This window comes from Streptomyces sp. RKAG293, from assembly GCF_023701745.1.
Lineage (GTDB): Bacteria > Actinomycetota > Actinomycetes > Streptomycetales > Streptomycetaceae > Actinacidiphila.
The window spans coordinates 5,375,833-5,392,920 of sequence record NZ_JAJOZB010000001.1; the positions used below are offsets into that span (position 1 = coordinate 5,375,833).

Genomic DNA, 17,088 nt, shown 5'->3' on the forward strand with positions numbered 1-17,088 from the left:
GGATCTCCGCAGAAGAAAGCGGTTCGCTCAGGACCGACCACCTCCACGGGAGTAATACATGCCTCCGAAGGGCCGTCAGGGCGCAGTCAAGAAGGTGCGCCGCAAGGAAAAGAAGAACGTCGCTCATGGGCACGCCCACATCAAGAGCACGTTCAACAACACGATCGTCTCGATCACGGACCCCTCGGGCAACGTGATCGCTTGGGCCTCTGCCGGCCATGTCGGCTTCAAGGGCTCGCGCAAGTCGACTCCGTTCGCCGCGCAGATGGCCGCCGAATCGGCTGCCCGTCGCGCGCAGGAGCACGGCATGCGCAAGGTCGACGTCTTCGTCAAGGGTCCCGGCTCCGGCCGTGAGACCGCGATCCGCTCCCTCCAGGCCACTGGCCTCGAGGTCGGCTCGATTCAGGACGTCACCCCCACTCCGCACAACGGATGCCGCCCGCCCAAGCGCCGCCGCGTCTGACCACCTGAAGTAGGAGACAAGACAATATGGCGCGTTACACCGGGGCCGACTGCAAGCGTTGCCGTCGGGAGAAGCAGAAGCTGTTCCTCAAGGGCAGCAAGTGCGAGAGCGCAAAGTGCCCGATCGAGATCCGTCCTTACCCCCCGGGTGAGCACGGCCGCGGGCGCACCAAGGACAGCGAGTACCTCCTTCAGCTTCGCGAGAAGCAGAAGTGTGCCCGTATCTACGGTGTACTCGAGAAGCAGTTCGTGAACTACTACAAGGAAGCGAACCAGAAGTCCGGCAAGACCGGTGAGAACCTTCTGCGCATCCTTGAGATCCGTCTCGACAACGTGGTCTACCGGGCCGGCTTCGCCAAGTCCCGTGACCACGCCCGTCAGCTGGTTCGTCACGGACACATCACCGTGAACGGCCGCAAGACCGACATCCCGTCGGCTCGCGTGGCTGTGAACGACATCGTCGAGGTTCGTGAGTCCTCGCGTCAGATGACCCCGTTCGTGGTCGCTGCCGCCGAGGCCGGCGAGAAGACCGTGCCCGCGTGGCTCGAGTCGATCCCGTCGAAGCTCCGGATCCTCGTGCACTCGCTGCCCGAGCGGCCTGTTATCGACACGCAGGTCCAGGAGCAGCTGATCGTGGAGCTCTACTCCAAGTAGTAGTGGCTCAGCGATACGGGCGGTACGACCTCGGGGGGACCCCTGGGGCCGTACCGCCCGTACCCTTGCAGTACCCCTCGGCATCAAATAGCGGATGCCGATGACTGGAGGAACATCATGCTTATCGCTCAGCGTCCGTCGCTGACCGAAGAGGTCGTCGACGAATTCCGCTCCCGGTTCGTGATCGAGCCGCTGGAGCCGGGCTTCGGCTACACCCTCGGAAACTCCCTTCGCCGCACGCTTCTCTCCTCGATCCCCGGCGCCGCTGTCACCAGCATCCGGGTCGACGGCGTTCTGCACGAGTTCACCACCGTGCCGGGCGTCAAGGAGGACGTGACCGACGTCATCCTCAACATCAAGCAGCTCGTCGTCTCCTCGGAGCACGACGAGCCCGTCGTGATGTACCTGCGCAAGCAGGGCCCGGGTGTCGTCACCGCCGCCGACATCGCGCCCCCGGCCGGTGTCGAGGTGCACAACCCCGACCTGGTTCTGGCCACCCTGAACGCCAAGGGCAAGCTGGAGATGGAGCTGACCGTCGAGCGCGGTCGCGGCTACGTCTCCGCCGTCCAGAACAAGCAGCAGGGCCAGGAGATCGGCCGTATCCCGGTCGACTCCATCTACAGCCCGGTGCTCAAGGTCACGTACAAGGTCGAGGCGACCCGTGTCGAGCAGCGCACCGACTTCGACAAGCTGATCGTCGACGTCGAGACCAAGCAGGCCATGCGCCCGCGCGACGCCATGGCGTCGGCCGGCAAGACCCTGGTCGAGCTGTTCGGCCTGGCCCGCGAGCTCAACGTCGACGCCGAGGGCATCGACATGGGCCCGTCCCCGACGGACGCCGCTCTGGCCGCCGATCTGGCGCTGCCGATCGAGGAGCTCGAGCTCACCGTTCGTTCGTACAACTGCCTCAAGCGCGAGGGCATCCACTCCGTGGGTGAGCTCGTCGCCCGCTCCGAGGCCGACCTGCTCGACATCCGCAACTTCGGTGCGAAGTCGATCGACGAGGTCAAGGCGAAGCTGGCCGGCATGGGCCTGGCCCTCAAGGACAGCCCGCCCGGATTCGACCCCACCGCCGCCGCCGACGCCTTCGGCGCCGACGACGACGTGGACGCCGGCTTCGTGGAGACCGAGCAGTACTGATCCGACTCCGTCGCGGAGGCGGGCGCGACCGCGGTTCACCCCGCCGGTCCCCGCCCCCGCGCGGTTCGGCAAGGACTTCTGGCAGGCACACGCCCGTCGGACACTGACACCGGTACCTGATCCGGCCGGTGCAGAAAAGAAGGAGAAAGACCATGCCTCAGCCCGCCAAGGGTGCCCGTCTGGGCGGCAGCGCCGCGCACGAGCGTCACCTGCTCGCGAACCTTGCGAAGGCGCTGTTCGAGCACGGCCGCATCACCACCACCGAGGCCAAGGCGCGTCGTCTGCGTCCGGTCGCGGAGCGCCTCATCACCAAGGCGAAGAAGGGCGACATCCACAACCGTCGCCAGGTGCTGGCCACCATCACCGACAAGAGCATCGTGCACACGCTCTTCACGGAGATCGGCCCGCGCTACGAGAACCGCCCCGGTGGCTACACGCGTATCACCAAGATCGGCAACCGTCGTGGCGACAACGCCCCGATGGCGGTCATCGAGCTGGTCGAGGCCCTGACCGTGGCCCAGGCCGCCACCGGTGAGGCCGAAGCCGCGACGAAGCGCGCGGTGAAGGAAGACACCCTCAAGAAGGACGACGCCGTCGAGGCGAAGTCCGACGAGGTCGTCGAGGACGCCAAGCCGGCCGAGAAGGCCGACGAGGAGTCGAAGGACGCCTGATCCAGGCGTTCGGCGTACTACGGACGGGCCCGCTCCCAGCTTCTGGGGGCGGGCCCGTTCCGCATGCACGGCATGATCAGCACCATCGGCACGAGAGGACCGCACGGTGAGCGACGAGGTGGAGCCCGGTTTCGTACGGGTGCGGCTGGACCTGTCGTACGACGGGGCCGAATTCTCCGGCTGGGCGAAGCAGCGGACCCGGCGCACCGTGCAGGGCGACCTGGAGGCGGCGCTGCAGACCGTCATGCGGCTGCGGGAGCCGGTCTCGCTGACCGTGGCGGGCCGTACGGACGCGGGGGTGCACGCGCGCGGCCAGGTCGCGCACCTGGACCTGGCCGAGGACGTGTGGGCCGAGCACGGCGAGAAGCTGCTCAGGCGGCTCGCGGGGAAGCTCCCGCAGGACGTGCGGGTGTGGCGGGTCGCCGTGGCCCCGCGGGCCTTCAACGCCCGGTTCTCGGCGATCTGGCGGCGTTACGCGTACCGGGTCGGCGACCAGCAGGCCGGGGTCGACCCGCTGCTGCGCGGGCACGTGCTGTGGCACGACCGGCCGCTGGACGTGGACCTCATGAACGAGGCGGCCGGGAAGCTGCTCGGTGAGCACGATTTCGCGGCGTACTGCAAGAAGCGCGAGGGTGCGACGACCATCCGCAAGCTGCTCGATCTGCACTGGGAGCGCACGCCCGAGGGGATCGCCGTCGCGACCGTGCGGGCCGACGCGTTCTGCCACAACATGGTGCGGGCGCTGGTCGGCTCCATGCTGCTGGTCGGGGACGGGCACCGGCCTGCGGAGTTCCCCGGCGAGGTGCTGGCCGGCGGGGTCCGCAATTCCGCGGTCAATGTGGTGCGCCCGCACGGGCTGACGCTGGAGGAGGTCGGCTACCCCGCGGACGACCAGCTCGCGGCCCGCAACCTGCTGGCCCGCAATCTGCGGACGCTGCCCGGCTGCCTCTGAGCGGCCGGGTCCGGCGGGGTCCAGGGACCCCGCCGGTCGTGTCTTCCTAGTTCCCGGCGGCCGTGTCGCGCGCCGCGGCGTCCTTGCCCCGCTGCACGATCCGCTCGAAGGCGAAGTTCGACGCGTCGGTCCCGGCCTGCTTGGAGGCGGTGTCGGCGGCGGTGGCGGTCGTGCCGTTCTTCGGCCCCGAGATCGTGAAGTAGGCGTAGCGGCCGACCGCGTTGGAGGTCGTCCAGCAGGACACGTTGTGGCAGAACGTACTGACTCCGCCGCCGTTCAGCGGCAGCAGGAACCGCGGGGTGGCCTTGGCCTTGAGGGCCGGCGCCTTGTCGTCGAAGACCGCGACGCCGACGGTGACCGCGGAGCCGCCCAGCACGTACGTCGCCCGGATCACCTGGCGGCAGTGGTTCTGCGGCAGCGCCGTCGCGAGGCCGTCGGTGGCCGCCGCGGCGCAGCTCGTCGTCTGGGTGCCGGCGGTCCTGGTGTACGTCCGGCCCGCGATCGTCATGAGCTTGCCGGGGAAGAGGGTCTCCGCGCTGACGGGGGCGGTGTCCTTCTTGGCCGTGGAGATGTAGTCGAGGGGGTTCTTCGGGGGCGGCGGCGCGACCGAGGAGAACGACGGCTCGGGCGGCAGCGGCTGGGAGGGCGCCGTGGTGGTGGGGCCGGCCTTCGGCTTGCCGTCGGTCTTGTTGGACGCCACGACGGCGGCCGCCACGATCCCCGCGACGGCCACCGCGGCGAGCGCTCCGCCGCCGACCATGAACAGCTTGCGGCGCTTCGCCGCGGCCTCGCGCTGCGCGGCGAGTGCTCCCCAGTCGGGGGCGTTGGTCTGCGGGGACTGCGGGAAGGCGCCGGGGCCGGCCGCCGGGCCCTGCGACTGCTGGGGGAAGGACGGCGGGGCGCCGCCGGCGCCGAGGCCGCTCGTCGGCGGGGCCCAGGCGGGAGCCTGCGGTGTGTCGGGGCCGCCCTGCGCGGGCTGCTGGGGCTGCTGCCGGTCCCGGTCGGACTGCTGGGCGCCGGCCGGGGGCCAGGCCTGCGCTCCGGGGCCGTACGGGTCCGGCTGCGCCTGCGGGGCGGTGCCGTCGGGAGCGGTGCCCCCGGGTATCCGCGGTGGCTGCGGGGCGCCCGCCGCGGGCGGTCCGGCCTGGTAGGGGAGCGGCCGGGACGGGATGACCCGCCCCTCCAGCACCTCGCGCCGGCCCTCGCCCTCGGACTCGGGCGGGGTGGGCGCCGTGAAGCCCTGGCGCGGGTCGTGGGGAGGCGTGGGCCCATCAGTCATGACGCGCATCATATTCGGCGAACGGGTGACGCGGACGCCCGATCCGGGCGGTCCGGGGCCCCGGTGTCCGGGTGCTGGAAATCGGTTTGGGCCGGGGCCCTGGCAGGGGCGAGAATCCTGAGCTATGGGACATGTAGAGGCGGCACACCTGGAGTACTACCTTCCGGATGGACGGGTGCTGCTCGGCGACGTCTCGTTCCGGGTGGGAGAAGGCGCCAAGGTCGCTCTGGTCGGGGCGAACGGCGCGGGCAAGACGACCCTGCTGCGGCTGATCTCGGGGGAGCTCAAGCCGGACGGCGGCTCGGTGACCATCAGCGGCGGGCTCGGTGTCATGCCGCAGTTCGTGGGTTCGGTCCGGGACGACCGGACGGTCCGGGACCTGCTGGTCTCCGTATCGCGGGCGCGGATCAGGACGGCCGCGAAGGCCGTGGACGCGGCCGAGCTGGCGATCATGGCGCAGGACGACGAACCGGCCCAGATGGCCTACGCCCACGCGCTCAGCGACTGGGCGGAGGCGCACGGCTACGAGGCCGAGAACATGTGGGACATGTGCACCCTGTCCGCGCTGGGCGTCCCGTACGAGCGGGCGCAGTGGCGCGAGGTCAAGACGCTCTCCGGCGGTGAGCAGAAGCGCCTGGTGCTGGAGGCCCTGCTGCGCGGCACCGACGAGGTGCTGCTGCTGGACGAGCCGGACAACTATCTGGACGTGCCCGGCAAGCGCTGGCTGGAGGAACAGCTCGCGCAGACCAAGAAGACCGTGTTGTTCGTCTCGCACGACCGGGAGCTGCTGGCCCGCTCCGCCGAGCGGATCGTCAGCGTCGAGCCGGGGCCCGCGGGCTCCGACGTCTGGGTGCACGGCGGTGGCTTCGGCACGTACCACCAGGCGCGCAAGGACCGCTTCGCGCGGTTCGAGGAGCTGCGGCGCCGGTGGGAGGAAGAACACACCAAGATCAAGCAGATGGTCTTCCGGCTGCGCCAGCAGGCCGCGATCAGTCCGGACATGGCGTCGCGTTACCACGCGGCCCAGACCCGGCTGAAGCGCTTCGAGGACGCGGGGGCCCCGCAGGAGCCGCCGCGCGAGCAGGACATCAAGATGCGGCTGCGCGGCGGCCGTACCGGGGTGCGGGCGGTGACCTGCCAGGGGCTGGAGCTCACGGGCCTGATGAAGCCGTTCGACCTGGAGATCTACTACGGCGAGCGGGTCGCGGTGCTCGGCTCCAACGGGTCGGGTAAATCACACTTCCTGCGGCTGCTGGCCGGCCAGGACGTCCGGCACACCGGTTCCTGGAAGCTCGGCGCCCGGGTGGTGCCCGGCCACTTCGCGCAGACCCACGCGCACCCGGAGCTGGAGGGGCGCTCGCTGGTCGACATCCTGTGGACCGAGAACGCGCACGACCGCGGCCGGGCGATGGGCGTGCTGCGCCGCTACGAACTGGAACGGCAGGGCGACCAGAACTTCGGCAGCCTCTCCGGGGGCCAGCAGGCCCGGTTCCAGATCCTCCTGATGGAGCTGGCGGGTACCACCGCGCTCCTGCTGGACGAGCCGACGGACAACCTCGACCTGGAGAGCGCCGAGGCCCTCCAGGAGGGCCTGGAGGCCTACGACGGCACGGTGCTCGCGGTGACGCACGACCGCTGGTTCGCCCGCTCCTTCGACCGCTATCTGGTCTTCGGCTCGGACGGTGTCGTCCGCGAGTCGGCGGAGCCGGTCTGGGACGAGCGGCGGGTGGAGCGCAAACGCTAGGGCCGCGGGCGGTGACGGTCAGGTGACGGACGGCTGACGACAAGGTCCTGACCAGGGCATTGGGCCGCGTTTTGACCCGTACGGTCGAAGCCGGGTATTCTGCGAGTTCGTTATGCGTATTGGCTTGCTCGTTCTCACGTGAGAGGCCCTTACGCCGGTCCGCCGGGCCGAACACCAGCGGCAGTACCGGGTTGCGTCCCCGAGTACCGCCAGGGCTGTCGTGATCGTCCGGGTGGCCTTGTCAGGACTCCACTCTCTGAAGAAGCGAAGGCTACGACCGTGCGTACGTTCAGCCCCAAGCCCGGCGATGTAACTCGCCAGTGGCACGTCATCGACGCGCAGGACGTTGTCCTGGGCCGTCTGGCCTCTCAGGCCGCGAACCTTCTCCGGGGCAAGCACAAGCCTGTGTACGCCCCGCACGTTGACACCGGTGACTTCGTCATCATCATCAACGCCGACAAGGTTCACCTGTCCGGCAACAAGAAGTCCCAGAAGATGGCCTACCGCCACTCTGGCTTCCCGGGTGGTCTGCGCTCCGTCCGCTACGACGAGCTGCTCGACAAGAACCCCGAGAAGGCCGTCGAGAAGGCCATCAAGGGCATGGTCCCGAAGAACACCCTGGGCCGTCAGATGCTCTCGAAGCTCAAGGTCTACGCGGGCTCCGAGCACCCGCATGCTGCGCAGCAGCCGGTCCCGTTCGTGATCAGCCAGGTCTCGCAGTAGTCCCGGCCACCAGCTACCAGCAGAAAGCATCTGAGGAGAATCGTGGCTGAGACCACTACCGAGGCCCCCGTCGTCGAGGCTGACGACACCACTGAGACCGCTGAGGCCTTCGGGTCCGAGGAGGCTCCTACGGAGTACACCTCGGAGTCGGACGCTCCGGAGGAGTACACCTCCGAGTCGCTCGCGGGCCGCTTCGGCGACCCGCAGCCGGCAGCCGGCACCGGCCGCCGCAAGCAGTCCATCGCCCGTGTCCGCATCGTGCCGGGCTCTGGCAAGTGGAAGATCAACGGTCGCACCCTTGAGGGTTACTTCCCGAACAAGGTGCACCAGCAGGAAGTCAACGAGCCGTTCAAGCTCCTCGAGCTGGACAACCGCTACGACGTCATCGCGCGTATCGGTGGCGGCGGCATCTCCGGCCAGGCCGGTGCGCTGCGCCTGGGTGTTGCCCGTGCGCTGAACGAGGCGGACACGGACAACAACCGCGCCGCCCTCAAGAAGGCCGGATTCCTGACGCGTGACGACCGTGCGGTCGAGCGCAAGAAGGCCGGTCTGAAGAAGGCCCGTAAGGCGCCGCAGTTCAGCAAGCGCTAATCACGCTCGGCGTTCGCCCCGGAGGCACTTTGTGCGCCTCCGGGGCGTTCGCTTTTTAGTGCCCAGGGCGTATATCTGTCGGTAACGCCCATGGTTCCCATACTCGGAGGAATAACAGTGGGACGACTCTTCGGCACGGACGGCGTGCGCGGCGTCGCCAACGCGGACCTGACCGCCGAGCTGGCGCTCGGCCTGTCCGTCGCGGCGGCTCATGTGCTGGCTGAGGCGGGCTCGTTCCAGGGTCATCGGCCGGTGGCCGTGGTCGGGCGCGATCCGCGTGCTTCGGGGGAGTTTCTGGAGGCCGCCATCGTGGCGGGCCTCGCGAGCGCGGGCGTGGACGTCCTGCGGGTCGGTGTGCTGCCCACCCCCGCGGTGGCGTATCTCACCGGTGCGCTGGGTGCCGACCTCGGCGTGATGCTCTCCGCCAGCCACAACGCGATGCCGGACAACGGCATCAAGATCCTGGCCCGCGGCGGCCACAAGCTCGACGACGAGCTCGAAGAGCGCATCGAGAAGACCTACGAGGAGCACCGCGCGGGCGAGCCCTGGGACCGGCCGACCGGTTCCGGCGTCGGCCGGGTGAAGGACTACACCGAGGGCTTCGACCAGTACGTCGCGCACCTCATGGGCGTGCTGCCGAACCGCCTCGACGGACTGAAGATCGTCCTGGACGAGGCGCACGGCGCCGCCGCCTGGGTGTCGCCCGAGGCGTTCTCCCGGGCCGGCGCGGAGATCGTCACGATCGGCGCCCAGCCCGACGGTCTGAACATCAACGACGGCTGCGGCTCCACGCACCTCGAACTGCTCAAGGCCGCCGTCGTCGAGCACGGCGCGCACTTCGGCATCGCCCATGACGGCGACGCGGACCGCTGCCTGGCCATCGACGCCGACGGCAACGAGGTCGACGGCGACCAGATCCTGGCCGTGCTGGCGCTGGACCTGCGCGAGCGGGGCGGGCTGCGGGAGAACACCGTGGTCGGCACCGTCATGTCCAACCTCGGCTTCAAGCTGGCGATGGAACGCGAGGGCATCCACCTCGTCGAGACGGCGGTCGGTGACCGCTACGTGCTGGAGTCGATGAAGGAGCACGGCTACGCGCTGGGCGGCGAGCAGTCCGGCCACGTCATCATCCTGGACCACGCCACGACCGGCGACGGCACGCTGACCGGCCTCATGCTGGCCGCCCGCGTCGCCGCCACCGGCCGCACGCTGGCCGATCTGGCCGGCGTCATGCAGCGGCTCCCGCAGGTGCTGGTGAACGTGCCGGACGTCGACAAGAGCCGGGTCAACACCGCTCCCGAGCTGGCGGCCGCGGTCGCCGAGGCCGAGCGCGAACTGGGCACCACCGGACGGGTCCTGCTGCGTTCCTCCGGCACCGAGCCGCTGGTCCGCGTCATGGTCGAGGCCGCCGACATCGACCACGCCCGCGCGGTCGCGGGCCGGCTGGCCGACGTCGTGAAGTCCGTCCTCGGCTAGTACCTCTCCACAGCCGAACGCGCGCCGCCCGCCCGGGAATCCGGGCGGGCGGCGCGCGTCGCGTTCACGGTGAGTTCAGAGCTTGCGCAGCGACAGCCGCTGGACCTTGTGCTGCGGGCCCTTGCGGAGCACGAGCGTGGCGCGGCTGCGCGTCGGCAGCACATTCTGCTGCAGGTTGGGCTTGTTGACGGTCCGCCACATCAGCCGGGCGTACTCCATCGCCTCCGCCTCCGAGACCTGCGTGTACTTGCGGAAGTACGAGAACGGGTTCTGGAACGCCGTCTCGCGGAGCTTGCGGAACCGGCCGAGGTACCACTGCTCGATGTCCTCGGTACGGGCGTCGACGTACACGCTGAAGTCGAAGAAGTCGGCGAGGCCGACGCGGGTGCGGCCGTCCTTGCCGGGCAGCGCCGGCTGCAGCACGTTCAGGCCCTCGACGATGAGGATGTCGGGCCGGCGCACCGTCAGGCGTTCCCCGGGGACGATGTCGTAGATCAGGTGCGAGTAGACGGGTGCGGTCACCTCGTCCTTGCCCGCCTTCACGTCGGCGACGAAGCGGGTCAGCGCGCGCCGGTCGTAGGACTCGGGGAAGCCCTTGCGCGACATCAGGTCGCGGCGGTGCAGTTCGGCGTTGGGCAGCAGGAAGCCGTCGGTGGTCACCAGCTCGACCCGCGGGTGCTCGGGCCAGCGGGCCAGCAGTGCGCGCAGAATACGGGCGGTGGTCGACTTCCCGACCGCGACGCTCCCCGCCACCCCGATGACGAAGGGGGTGCCGGGCTGCTCGCCCTGGCCGTTGCCCGCGTCGCCCAGGAAGGTGTTCAGGGCGCCCCGCAGGCCGCTGTGGGCGGCCACGTACAGATTGAGCAGCCGGGACAGCGGCAGGTACACGTCCACGACCTCGTCCAGGTCGATGACGTCGCCCAGGCCCCGCAGCCGCTCCACCTCGTCGGCGGTCAGCGGCAGTGGCGTCCGCTCCCGCAGCGCGCTCCACTCCGCGCGGCTGAGGTCCACGTAGGGGCTGATCTCGGCGCGTCGGCGCTGCTGCTGATCGGTGGTCGGCACACGCCCCATTGTGCTGCCGTGCCGCGCCCGGTTCACCTCGGGGGGCACGAGGGCCCGTCCGGACGGCCTCTGGGACGGCGGGCCGGTACGGCCATAGGGTGGCGGGCATGTGCGGAATCGTGGGGTATGTGGGCGGCCGGTCCGCTCTCGATGTCGTTGTCGCCGGGCTGCGGCGGCTGGAGTACCGGGGCTACGACTCGGCGGGTATCGCCGTGCTGGCCGACGGTGGTCTGGCCGCGGCCAGGAAAGCCGGCAAGCTCGCCAATCTGGAGGCGCTGCTGGAGCAGCAGCCGCTGCCGGCCGGCGGGACCGGGATCGGGCACACGCGGTGGGCGACCCACGGCGGCCCGACGGATGTGAACGCGCATCCGCACCTGGACAACGCCGGACGGGTCGCGGTGGTGCACAACGGCATCATCGAGAACTTCGCCGCGCTGCGGGCGGAGCTGGCCGAGCGCGGCCACGCGCTGGAGTCCGAGACCGACACCGAGGTCGTGGCGCATCTGCTCGCCGAGCACTTCTCCTCGTCGGCGGACCTGGCCGAGGCGATGCGGCAGGTGTGCCGGCAGCTGGACGGGGCGTTCACGCTGGTCGCGGTGCACGCGGACGAGCCGGACGTGGTGGTCGGGGCGCGCCGCAACTCGCCGCTGGTGGTGGGCGTCGGCGAGGGCGAGAACTTCCTGGCGTCGGACGTCGCCGCGTTCATCGAGTACACCCGTGAGGCGATCGAGCTGGGCCAGGACCAGGTCGTCGAGCTGCGCCGGGAGAGCGTCACCGTCACCGACTTCGAGGGCAAGCCGGCCGAGGTGCGGCCCTATCACGTGGACTGGGACGTCTCGGCCGCCGAGAAGGGCGGCTACGACTACTTCATGCTCAAGGAGATCGCCGAGCAGCCGAAGGCGGTCGCCGACACGCTGCTGGGGCGGATCGGCACGGACGGCCGGCTGACGCTCGACGAGCTGCGGATGCCCGACCGGATGCTGCGGGAGATCGACAAGGTCGTGATCGTCGCGTGCGGGACGGCGTTCCACGCCGGGATGATCGCCAAGTACGCGATCGAGCACTGGACGCGGATGCCGTGCGAGGTGGAGCTGGCGAGCGAGTTCCGGTACCGGGACCCGATCCTGGACCAGCGCACGCTCGTCGTCGCGATCAGCCAGTCCGGCGAGACGATGGACACCCTGATGGCGCTGCGGCACGCCCGTGAGCAGGGCTCCAAGGTGCTCGCCATCTGCAACACCAACGGCTCGACGATCCCGCGCGAGTCCGACGCCGTGCTGTACACGCACGCCGGGCCGGAGGTCGCCGTCGCCTCGACGAAGGCGTTCCTGACGCAGGTCGTCGCCTGCTACCTGGTCGCGCTGTACCTGGGGCAGGTGCGCGGCACCAAGTGGGGCGACGAGATCACCGGGGTGATCCGTGAGCTGTCGGAGATCTCCACCCAGGTCGGGCAGGTGCTGGAGACGATGGAGCCGGTGCGGGCGCTCGCGCGCTCGCTGAAGGACAAGAACACCGTGCTGTTCCTGGGCCGGCACGTCGGCTACCCGGTGGCCCTGGAGGGCGCGCTGAAGCTCAAGGAGCTGGCGTACATGCACGCCGAGGGCTTCGCGGCGGGCGAGCTCAAGCACGGGCCGATCGCGCTCATCGAGCCGGACCTGCCGGTGGTCGTGGTGGTGCCGTCGCCGCGCGGGCGGTCGGTGCTGCACGACAAGATCGTCTCCAACATCCAGGAGATCAGGGCCCGCGGCGCCCGCACCATCGTCATCGCCGAGGAGGGCGACGAGGCGGTCGTCCCGTACGCGGACCACATCATCCGCATCCCGCGCACCCCGGTGCTGCTGCAGCCGCTGGTGGCCACCGTGCCGCTGCAGGTCTTCGCGTGCGAGCTGGCCACCGCCCGGGGCAACGAGGTCGACCAGCCCCGGAACCTCGCCAAGTCGGTGACCGTCGAATGATCATCGGGGTCGGGATCGACGTCGCCGAGATCGAGCGCTTCGCCGCGTCCCTGGAACGCACCCCGGGCCTCGCCGACCGGCTCTTCACCAGGAACGAGCGGCTGCTGCCCGGCGGCGAACCCCGCGGCATCGCCTCGCTCGCCGCCCGCTTCGCCGCGAAGGAGGCGCTCGCCAAGGCGCTCGGCGCCCCGGCGGGGCTGGTCTGGCTGGACGCCGAGGTGACGACCGAGGACACCGGCCAGCCACGGCTCACCGTCACGGGCTCGGTCGCCCGGCGGGCGGCGGAGCTGGGGGTGCGGGGGTGGCACGTCTCGCTCAGCCATGACGCGGGGATCGCTTCCGCCGTGGTGATCGCCGAGGGGTGAACCGTCCGCCCGCGGGCGGGAAACGAGAGGACAACGGATGCGGCACGCACACACCGTCGAGACCGTACGGGCGGCGGAGCGCGCCCTCATGGCGCGGCTGCCCGAGGGCGCGCTCATGCAGCGGGCCGCCGCCGGGCTGGCGGCCGCCTGTGCCGGGCTGCTCGGCCGGGTCTACGGCGCCCGCGTCGTCCTGCTCGTCGGCAGCGGTGACAACGGCGGTGACGCCCTCTACGCGGGGGCCAGGCTCGCCCGGCGCGGGGCCGCCGTCACCGCCGTGCTGCTCGCGCCGGACCGTACGCACGGCGGCGGGCTGGCGGACCTGAAGGCCGCCGGCGGCCGTACGGTGACCGCCGACGACGCCGCGGCACTGCCGCTGATCGGCCGTGCCGACCTCGTCCTGGACGGGATCGTCGGCATCGGCGGCAAGGGCGGTCTGCGGCCGGCGGCCGTGCCGCTCGCGCGGGCCGCGCGCGACTCCCGCGCCACCGTCGTCGCCGTGGACCTGCCGAGCGGTGTCGACGCCGACACCGGCGAGGTCACCGGCCCGGTCGTGCACGCCGATGTCACCGTCACCTTCGGCACCTACAAGCCGGGCCTGCTGATCGACCCGGCGGCCGGGCACGCCGGTGCCCCGCGCCTGATCGACATCGGCCTCGGCCCCGATCTCCCGGCCCCGGCGCTCGAAGCCCTGCAGTTCGCGGAGGTCGCGGCGCTGCTGCCGGTGCCGGCCACCGAGAGCGACAAGTACCGGCGCGGGGTCGTCGGCGTGGTCGCCGGGTCGGACCGCTACCCGGGCGCGGCCGTCCTCGCGGTGGCGGGCGCGCTGCGCGGCGGCGCGGGCGCCGTGCGGTACGCCGGGCACGGCGCGGAAGCCGTGCTGGCGCGCTTCCCCGAGACGCTCGTCACGACCGGCCCGCCGTCAGAAGCGGGCCGCGTCCAGGCCTGGGTGGTCGGTCCCGGTCTCGGCGACGGCACGGAGGCGCGGCGGTCGGTCGATGACGTCCTCGCGTCCGGGGTGCCCGTCCTCGTCGACGCGGACGGGCTGCGCCTGATCACCCGCGAGCAGGTCAGGGCGCGCACCGCGGCCACCGTCCTCACCCCGCACGCGGGTGAGGCGGCGGCGCTGCTCGGGCGGTCCCGGGAGGAGGTCGAGGCGGCCCGGCTGGCGTCCGTGCGGGAGCTCGCCGAGCAGTACGGCGCCACGGTGCTCCTCAAGGGCTCGACGACCCTGGTGGCCGATCCCGACCGGGCGGTGCCGGTGCGGGTCAACCCGACCGGCACGTCCTGGCTCGCCACCGCCGGCAGCGGCGACGTCCTGTCCGGCCTCACCGGCTCCCTGCTGGCCGCCGGCCTCACCCCCCGCGACGCCGCGTCCGTCGGCGCCCACCTCCACGGCCTGGCCGCCCGGCTGGCCTCGGGCTCCGCCGCCGGCGTCGGCGCGCCCGTCTCGGCCCAGGACATCGCGGCCACCCTTCCGGCCGCCTGGCGCCAGGTGACGGGCGGCTGAACCCCGTCCTCACGCCGGAGGACGGCCCGGTCGCGGGCCCGTTCCGCCGGTCACGCGGGGCGGAGGCGCGGGGCGGAGCCACCGGCCTGAGAGACTGGGCTCGATGGACAACACTGCGATGCGTGCCTGGGCGGAGATCGATCTGACCGCGCTCCGGGCGAATGTGACGGCGCTGCGGGCCTGCGCCCCCGGCGCCGGGCTGATGGCCGTGGTCAAGGCGGACGCCTACGGGCACGGCATGGTGCCGTGCGCGCGGGCCGCGCTGGAGGCCGGGGCGACCTGGCTCGGCACCGCCACGCCCGAGGAGGCGCTGGCGTTGCGCGCGGCGGGGGTGGGCGGCCGGCTGCTGTGCTGGCTGTGGACGCCCGGCGGCCCGTGGCGCGCCGCGGTCGAGGCCGACATCGATGTGACGGTGAGCGCCCTGTGGGCGCTGCGCGAGGTGTGCGCGGCGGCCCGGGAGGCGGGCCGTACGGCGAGGGTGCAGCTGAAGGCGGACACCGGCCTGGGCCGCAACGGCTGCCAGCCGGCCGACTGGCCGGAGCTGACCGCCGCGGCACGGGCGGCCGAGACCGACGGGCTGATCAAGGTCACCGGCATCTGGTCGCACTTCTCCTGCGCCGACGAGCCGGGCCATCCGTCGATCGCCGCCGAGCTGGCGGCGTTCCACACCGCCCTGGCGGGCGCGGCGGCCGCCGGCCTCGACCCCGAGGTGCGGCACATGGCGAACTCGCCGGGCACCCTGACCCTTCCGGAGTCGCACTTCGACCTGGTGCGTCCCGGCGTCGCGATGTACGGGATCTCGCCGGTGCCGCAGGTCGGCGGCCCCGCCGACTTCGGGCTGCGGCCGGTGATGACGCTGGTCGCGCGGCTGGCGTCGGTGAAGCGGGTGCCGGGCGGGCACGGGGTCAGTTACGGCCACCACTACGTCACCCCGGGCGAGACCACCCTGGCGCTCGTCCCGCTGGGCTACGCGGACGGCGTCCCCCGGCACGCGTCGGGCTCGGGGCCCGCCCTGGTCGCCGGCAAGTGGCGGACGGTCGCCGGCCGGGTCGCGATGGACCAGTTCGTCGTCGACCTCGGGGGCGACGCCGCCCAACCGGGCGACGAGGCAGTACTGTTCGGGCCGGGTGACCGGGGCGAGCCGACCGCGGAGGACTGGGCGCTGGCCGCGGGCACCATCGCCTACGAGATCGTCACGCGGATCGGGACCCGGGTGCCGCGCGTCTATGTCGACAACGGGAGACGCGTACCAGGGGAGTAGCGGGAACACGATGACCATGGACAGCGGAGCGAAGTGGGAGCGGGCCGGCAAGAGCGCCGGCTTCGTCGGTGCGGCGATCGGCGTGGTGGCGGCGGGCGCCGCCGCGGGCGTCGCGCTGGAGCGGCTCACGGTCGGCCGGGGCATCCGCAGGAAGGCGCGGCTCGCGCTGGACGCGGCCGGGCCGTACGGAGCGCTGCGCGGCACACCGGGTTCGGTGGCCGCGGAGGACGGCACCGAGCTGTACTACGAGGTCGAGGACGTCGTGGAGCAGCCGGTGACGGTGCAGCGGCGCGGCTGGACGGGCCTCTTCAAGCGGGGCGGCGGGGCCGAGCCGCAGCCGCTCACCGTCGTCTTCTGCCATGGCTACTGCCTCAACCAGGACGCCTGGCACTTCCAGCGCGCGGCCCTGCGCGGCAGCGTCCGGGCCGTCTACTGGGACCAGCGCAGCCACGGGCGCTCCGAGCGCGGCCGTGACCAGCTCGCGGGCGAGCCCGCCACGATCGACCAGCTCGGCCGTGACCTCAAGGCGGTGCTGGACGCCGCCGCGCCGAACGGGCCGCTGGTGCTCGTCGGGCACTCGATGGGCGGCATGACGATCATGGCGCTGGCCGACCAGTTCCCCGAGCTGGTGACGGAACGGGTGGCCGGGGTCGCCTTCATCGGCACGTCCGCGGGCAAGCTGGCGGCCATGACGATGGGGCTGCCGGCCGCCGGGGCGCGGGCGTTCCGGGCGCTGGCGCCGGGCGTGCTGCGGATCCTCGGCACCCAGGTCGACCTGGTGGAACGCGGCCGGCGGGCCACCGCGGACCTCTTCGCGGGCATCGTGAAGCGGTACTCGTTCGCCTCCGACGTGGACGCGTCGGTGGGCCGGTTCGCCGAGCGGCTGATCGAGGGGACGCCGATCGACGTCGTCGCCGAGTTCTACCCGGCGTTCATCCAGCACGAGAAGGCGGACGCGCTGGCCGTCCTGGACGGAAAGCCCGCGCTCGTGCTGGCCGGGGACAAGGACCTGCTCACACCGAGCGACCACAGCGCCGACATCGCGGAGCGGCTGCCGGCCGCGGAACTGGTGATCGTCGAGAACGCCGGTCACCTGGTGATGCTGGAGTACCCGGAACTGGTGAACGCCCATCTGGCCGCCCTGCTGGCCCGCGCGGCGGACGCCGTCCAGGCCCCGCTGCCGCTGACGGTCAGAGAACTGGGGCTGCTCCCGGAGACGCAGCAGGCGGCACAGGAGGCATAGCGT

16 protein-coding genes are annotated in these 17,088 nt (G+C 71.6%); 14 read left to right on the top strand and 2 right to left on the bottom strand.

The features are described 5' to 3' along the window. The first annotated feature begins 58 nt into the window (after positions 1-58). From rpsK to truA, 5 genes are all read left to right on the top strand, one after another. Positions 59-463, top strand: a complete 405-nt coding sequence (gene rpsK / locus LNW72_RS24120; RefSeq protein ID WP_138352917.1) for a 30S ribosomal protein S11 — start codon at positions 59-61, stop codon at positions 461-463. 26 nt (positions 464-489) lie between these two features. Continuing rightward, the gene (gene rpsD, locus LNW72_RS24125) at positions 490-1,116 is read left to right on the top strand and encodes a 30S ribosomal protein S4 (protein WP_138352918.1); all 627 of its coding nucleotides are present in this window, start codon (positions 490-492) and stop codon (positions 1,114-1,116) included. A 117-nt stretch (positions 1,117-1,233) separates the two neighbouring features. Beyond that, the gene (locus LNW72_RS24130) at positions 1,234-2,256 is read left to right on the top strand and encodes a DNA-directed RNA polymerase subunit alpha (protein ID WP_033177813.1); all 1,023 of its coding nucleotides are present in this window, start codon (positions 1,234-1,236) and stop codon (positions 2,254-2,256) included. 152 nt (positions 2,257-2,408) lie between these two features. Next, positions 2,409-2,927 carry a 50S ribosomal protein L17 gene (gene rplQ, locus LNW72_RS24135; RefSeq protein ID WP_138352919.1) on the top strand — a complete coding sequence of 173 codons (519 nt, stop codon included), beginning with the start codon at positions 2,409-2,411 and terminating at the stop codon, positions 2,925-2,927. A 106-nt stretch (positions 2,928-3,033) separates the two neighbouring features. Next, positions 3,034-3,879: a tRNA pseudouridine(38-40) synthase TruA gene (gene truA / locus LNW72_RS24140; protein ID WP_250977278.1), complete on the top strand. Its 846-nt coding sequence runs from the start codon at positions 3,034-3,036 to the stop codon at positions 3,877-3,879. Between the two features lie 46 nt (positions 3,880-3,925). On the opposite strand, the gene LNW72_RS24145 is transcribed toward truA, so the two are convergent. Then, positions 3,926-5,158, bottom strand: coding sequence for a hypothetical protein (locus LNW72_RS24145; protein ID WP_250977279.1), 1,233 nt, complete (start codon positions 5,156-5,158; stop codon positions 3,926-3,928). A gap of 124 nt (positions 5,159-5,282) precedes the next feature. Between LNW72_RS24145 and LNW72_RS24150 the strand changes: the two genes are divergently transcribed. The 4 genes from LNW72_RS24150 to glmM all read left to right on the top strand — a co-directional run bounded on the left by LNW72_RS24150 (position 5,283) and on the right by glmM (position 9,692). After that, the gene (locus LNW72_RS24150; protein WP_250977280.1) at positions 5,283-6,902 is read left to right on the top strand and encodes an ABC-F family ATP-binding cassette domain-containing protein; all 1,620 of its coding nucleotides are present in this window, start codon (positions 5,283-5,285) and stop codon (positions 6,900-6,902) included. Positions 6,903-7,181: 279 nt separating this feature from the next. Continuing rightward, positions 7,182-7,625, top strand: coding sequence for a 50S ribosomal protein L13 (gene rplM, locus LNW72_RS24155; protein WP_250977281.1), 444 nt, complete (start codon positions 7,182-7,184; stop codon positions 7,623-7,625). 42 nt (positions 7,626-7,667) lie between these two features. Continuing rightward, the gene (gene rpsI / locus LNW72_RS24160) at positions 7,668-8,216 is read left to right on the top strand and encodes a 30S ribosomal protein S9 (protein ID WP_250977282.1); all 549 of its coding nucleotides are present in this window, start codon (positions 7,668-7,670) and stop codon (positions 8,214-8,216) included. Between the two features lie 117 nt (positions 8,217-8,333). Beyond that, entirely contained in the window at positions 8,334-9,692 is a 1,359-nt protein-coding gene (glmM, locus tag LNW72_RS24165; protein ID WP_250977283.1) for a phosphoglucosamine mutase, read from the top strand. A gap of 75 nt (positions 9,693-9,767) precedes the next feature. Here the strand turns inward: glmM and coaA are convergent, their stop codons facing one another. After that, positions 9,768-10,763: a type I pantothenate kinase gene (gene coaA / locus LNW72_RS24170; protein ID WP_138352993.1), complete on the bottom strand. Its 996-nt coding sequence runs from the start codon at positions 10,761-10,763 to the stop codon at positions 9,768-9,770. Positions 10,764-10,861: 98 nt separating this feature from the next. Here coaA and glmS point away from each other — a divergent pair, with 98 nt between their 5' ends. From glmS to LNW72_RS24195, 5 genes are all read left to right on the top strand, one after another. Continuing rightward, positions 10,862-12,709, top strand: a complete 1,848-nt coding sequence (gene glmS / locus LNW72_RS24175) for a glutamine--fructose-6-phosphate transaminase (isomerizing) (protein WP_250977284.1) — start codon at positions 10,862-10,864, stop codon at positions 12,707-12,709. Further along, positions 12,706-13,074: a holo-ACP synthase gene (locus LNW72_RS24180; RefSeq protein WP_138352926.1), complete on the top strand. Its 369-nt coding sequence runs from the start codon at positions 12,706-12,708 to the stop codon at positions 13,072-13,074. Before glmS ends, LNW72_RS24180 begins: the two co-directional genes overlap by 4 nt. A 37-nt stretch (positions 13,075-13,111) precedes the next feature. After that, positions 13,112-14,581, top strand: coding sequence for an NAD(P)H-hydrate dehydratase (locus LNW72_RS24185; RefSeq protein ID WP_250977285.1), 1,470 nt, complete (start codon positions 13,112-13,114; stop codon positions 14,579-14,581). 103 nt (positions 14,582-14,684) lie between these two features. Next, on the top strand, positions 14,685-15,842 hold the full coding sequence (gene alr / locus LNW72_RS24190) for an alanine racemase (RefSeq protein WP_250977286.1): 1,158 nt from the start codon (positions 14,685-14,687) through the stop codon (positions 15,840-15,842). A 10-nt stretch (positions 15,843-15,852) separates the two neighbouring features. After that, the gene (locus tag LNW72_RS24195) at positions 15,853-17,085 is read left to right on the top strand and encodes an alpha/beta hydrolase (protein WP_250977287.1); all 1,233 of its coding nucleotides are present in this window, start codon (positions 15,853-15,855) and stop codon (positions 17,083-17,085) included. Positions 17,086-17,088: the final 3 nt, after the last annotated feature.

Bases quoted from the DNA above. Each gene is read 5' to 3' on its own strand.
- rpsK (WP_138352917.1), top strand. From the start codon at position 59: ATGCCTCCGAAGGGCCGTCAGGGCGCAGTCAAGAAGGTGCGCCGCAAG.
- rpsD (WP_138352918.1), top strand. From the start codon at position 490: ATGGCGCGTTACACCGGGGCCGACTGCAAGCGTTGCCGTCGGGAGAAG.
- LNW72_RS24130 (WP_033177813.1), top strand. From the start codon at position 1,234: ATGCTTATCGCTCAGCGTCCGTCGCTGACCGAAGAGGTCGTCGACGAA.
- rplQ (WP_138352919.1), top strand. From the start codon at position 2,409: ATGCCTCAGCCCGCCAAGGGTGCCCGTCTGGGCGGCAGCGCCGCGCAC.
- LNW72_RS24145 (WP_250977279.1), bottom strand. From the start codon at position 5,158: ATGACTGATGGGCCCACGCCTCCCCACGACCCGCGCCAGGGCTTCACG.
- LNW72_RS24150 (WP_250977280.1), top strand. From the start codon at position 5,283: ATGGGACATGTAGAGGCGGCACACCTGGAGTACTACCTTCCGGATGGA.
- coaA (WP_138352993.1), bottom strand. From the start codon at position 10,763: ATGGGGCGTGTGCCGACCACCGATCAGCAGCAGCGCCGACGCGCCGAG.
- glmS (WP_250977284.1), top strand. From the start codon at position 10,862: ATGTGCGGAATCGTGGGGTATGTGGGCGGCCGGTCCGCTCTCGATGTC.
- LNW72_RS24180 (WP_138352926.1), top strand. From the start codon at position 12,706: ATGATCATCGGGGTCGGGATCGACGTCGCCGAGATCGAGCGCTTCGCC.
- LNW72_RS24185 (WP_250977285.1), top strand. From the start codon at position 13,112: ATGCGGCACGCACACACCGTCGAGACCGTACGGGCGGCGGAGCGCGCC.
- alr (WP_250977286.1), top strand. From the start codon at position 14,685: ATGGACAACACTGCGATGCGTGCCTGGGCGGAGATCGATCTGACCGCG.
- LNW72_RS24195 (WP_250977287.1), top strand. From the start codon at position 15,853: ATGACCATGGACAGCGGAGCGAAGTGGGAGCGGGCCGGCAAGAGCGCC.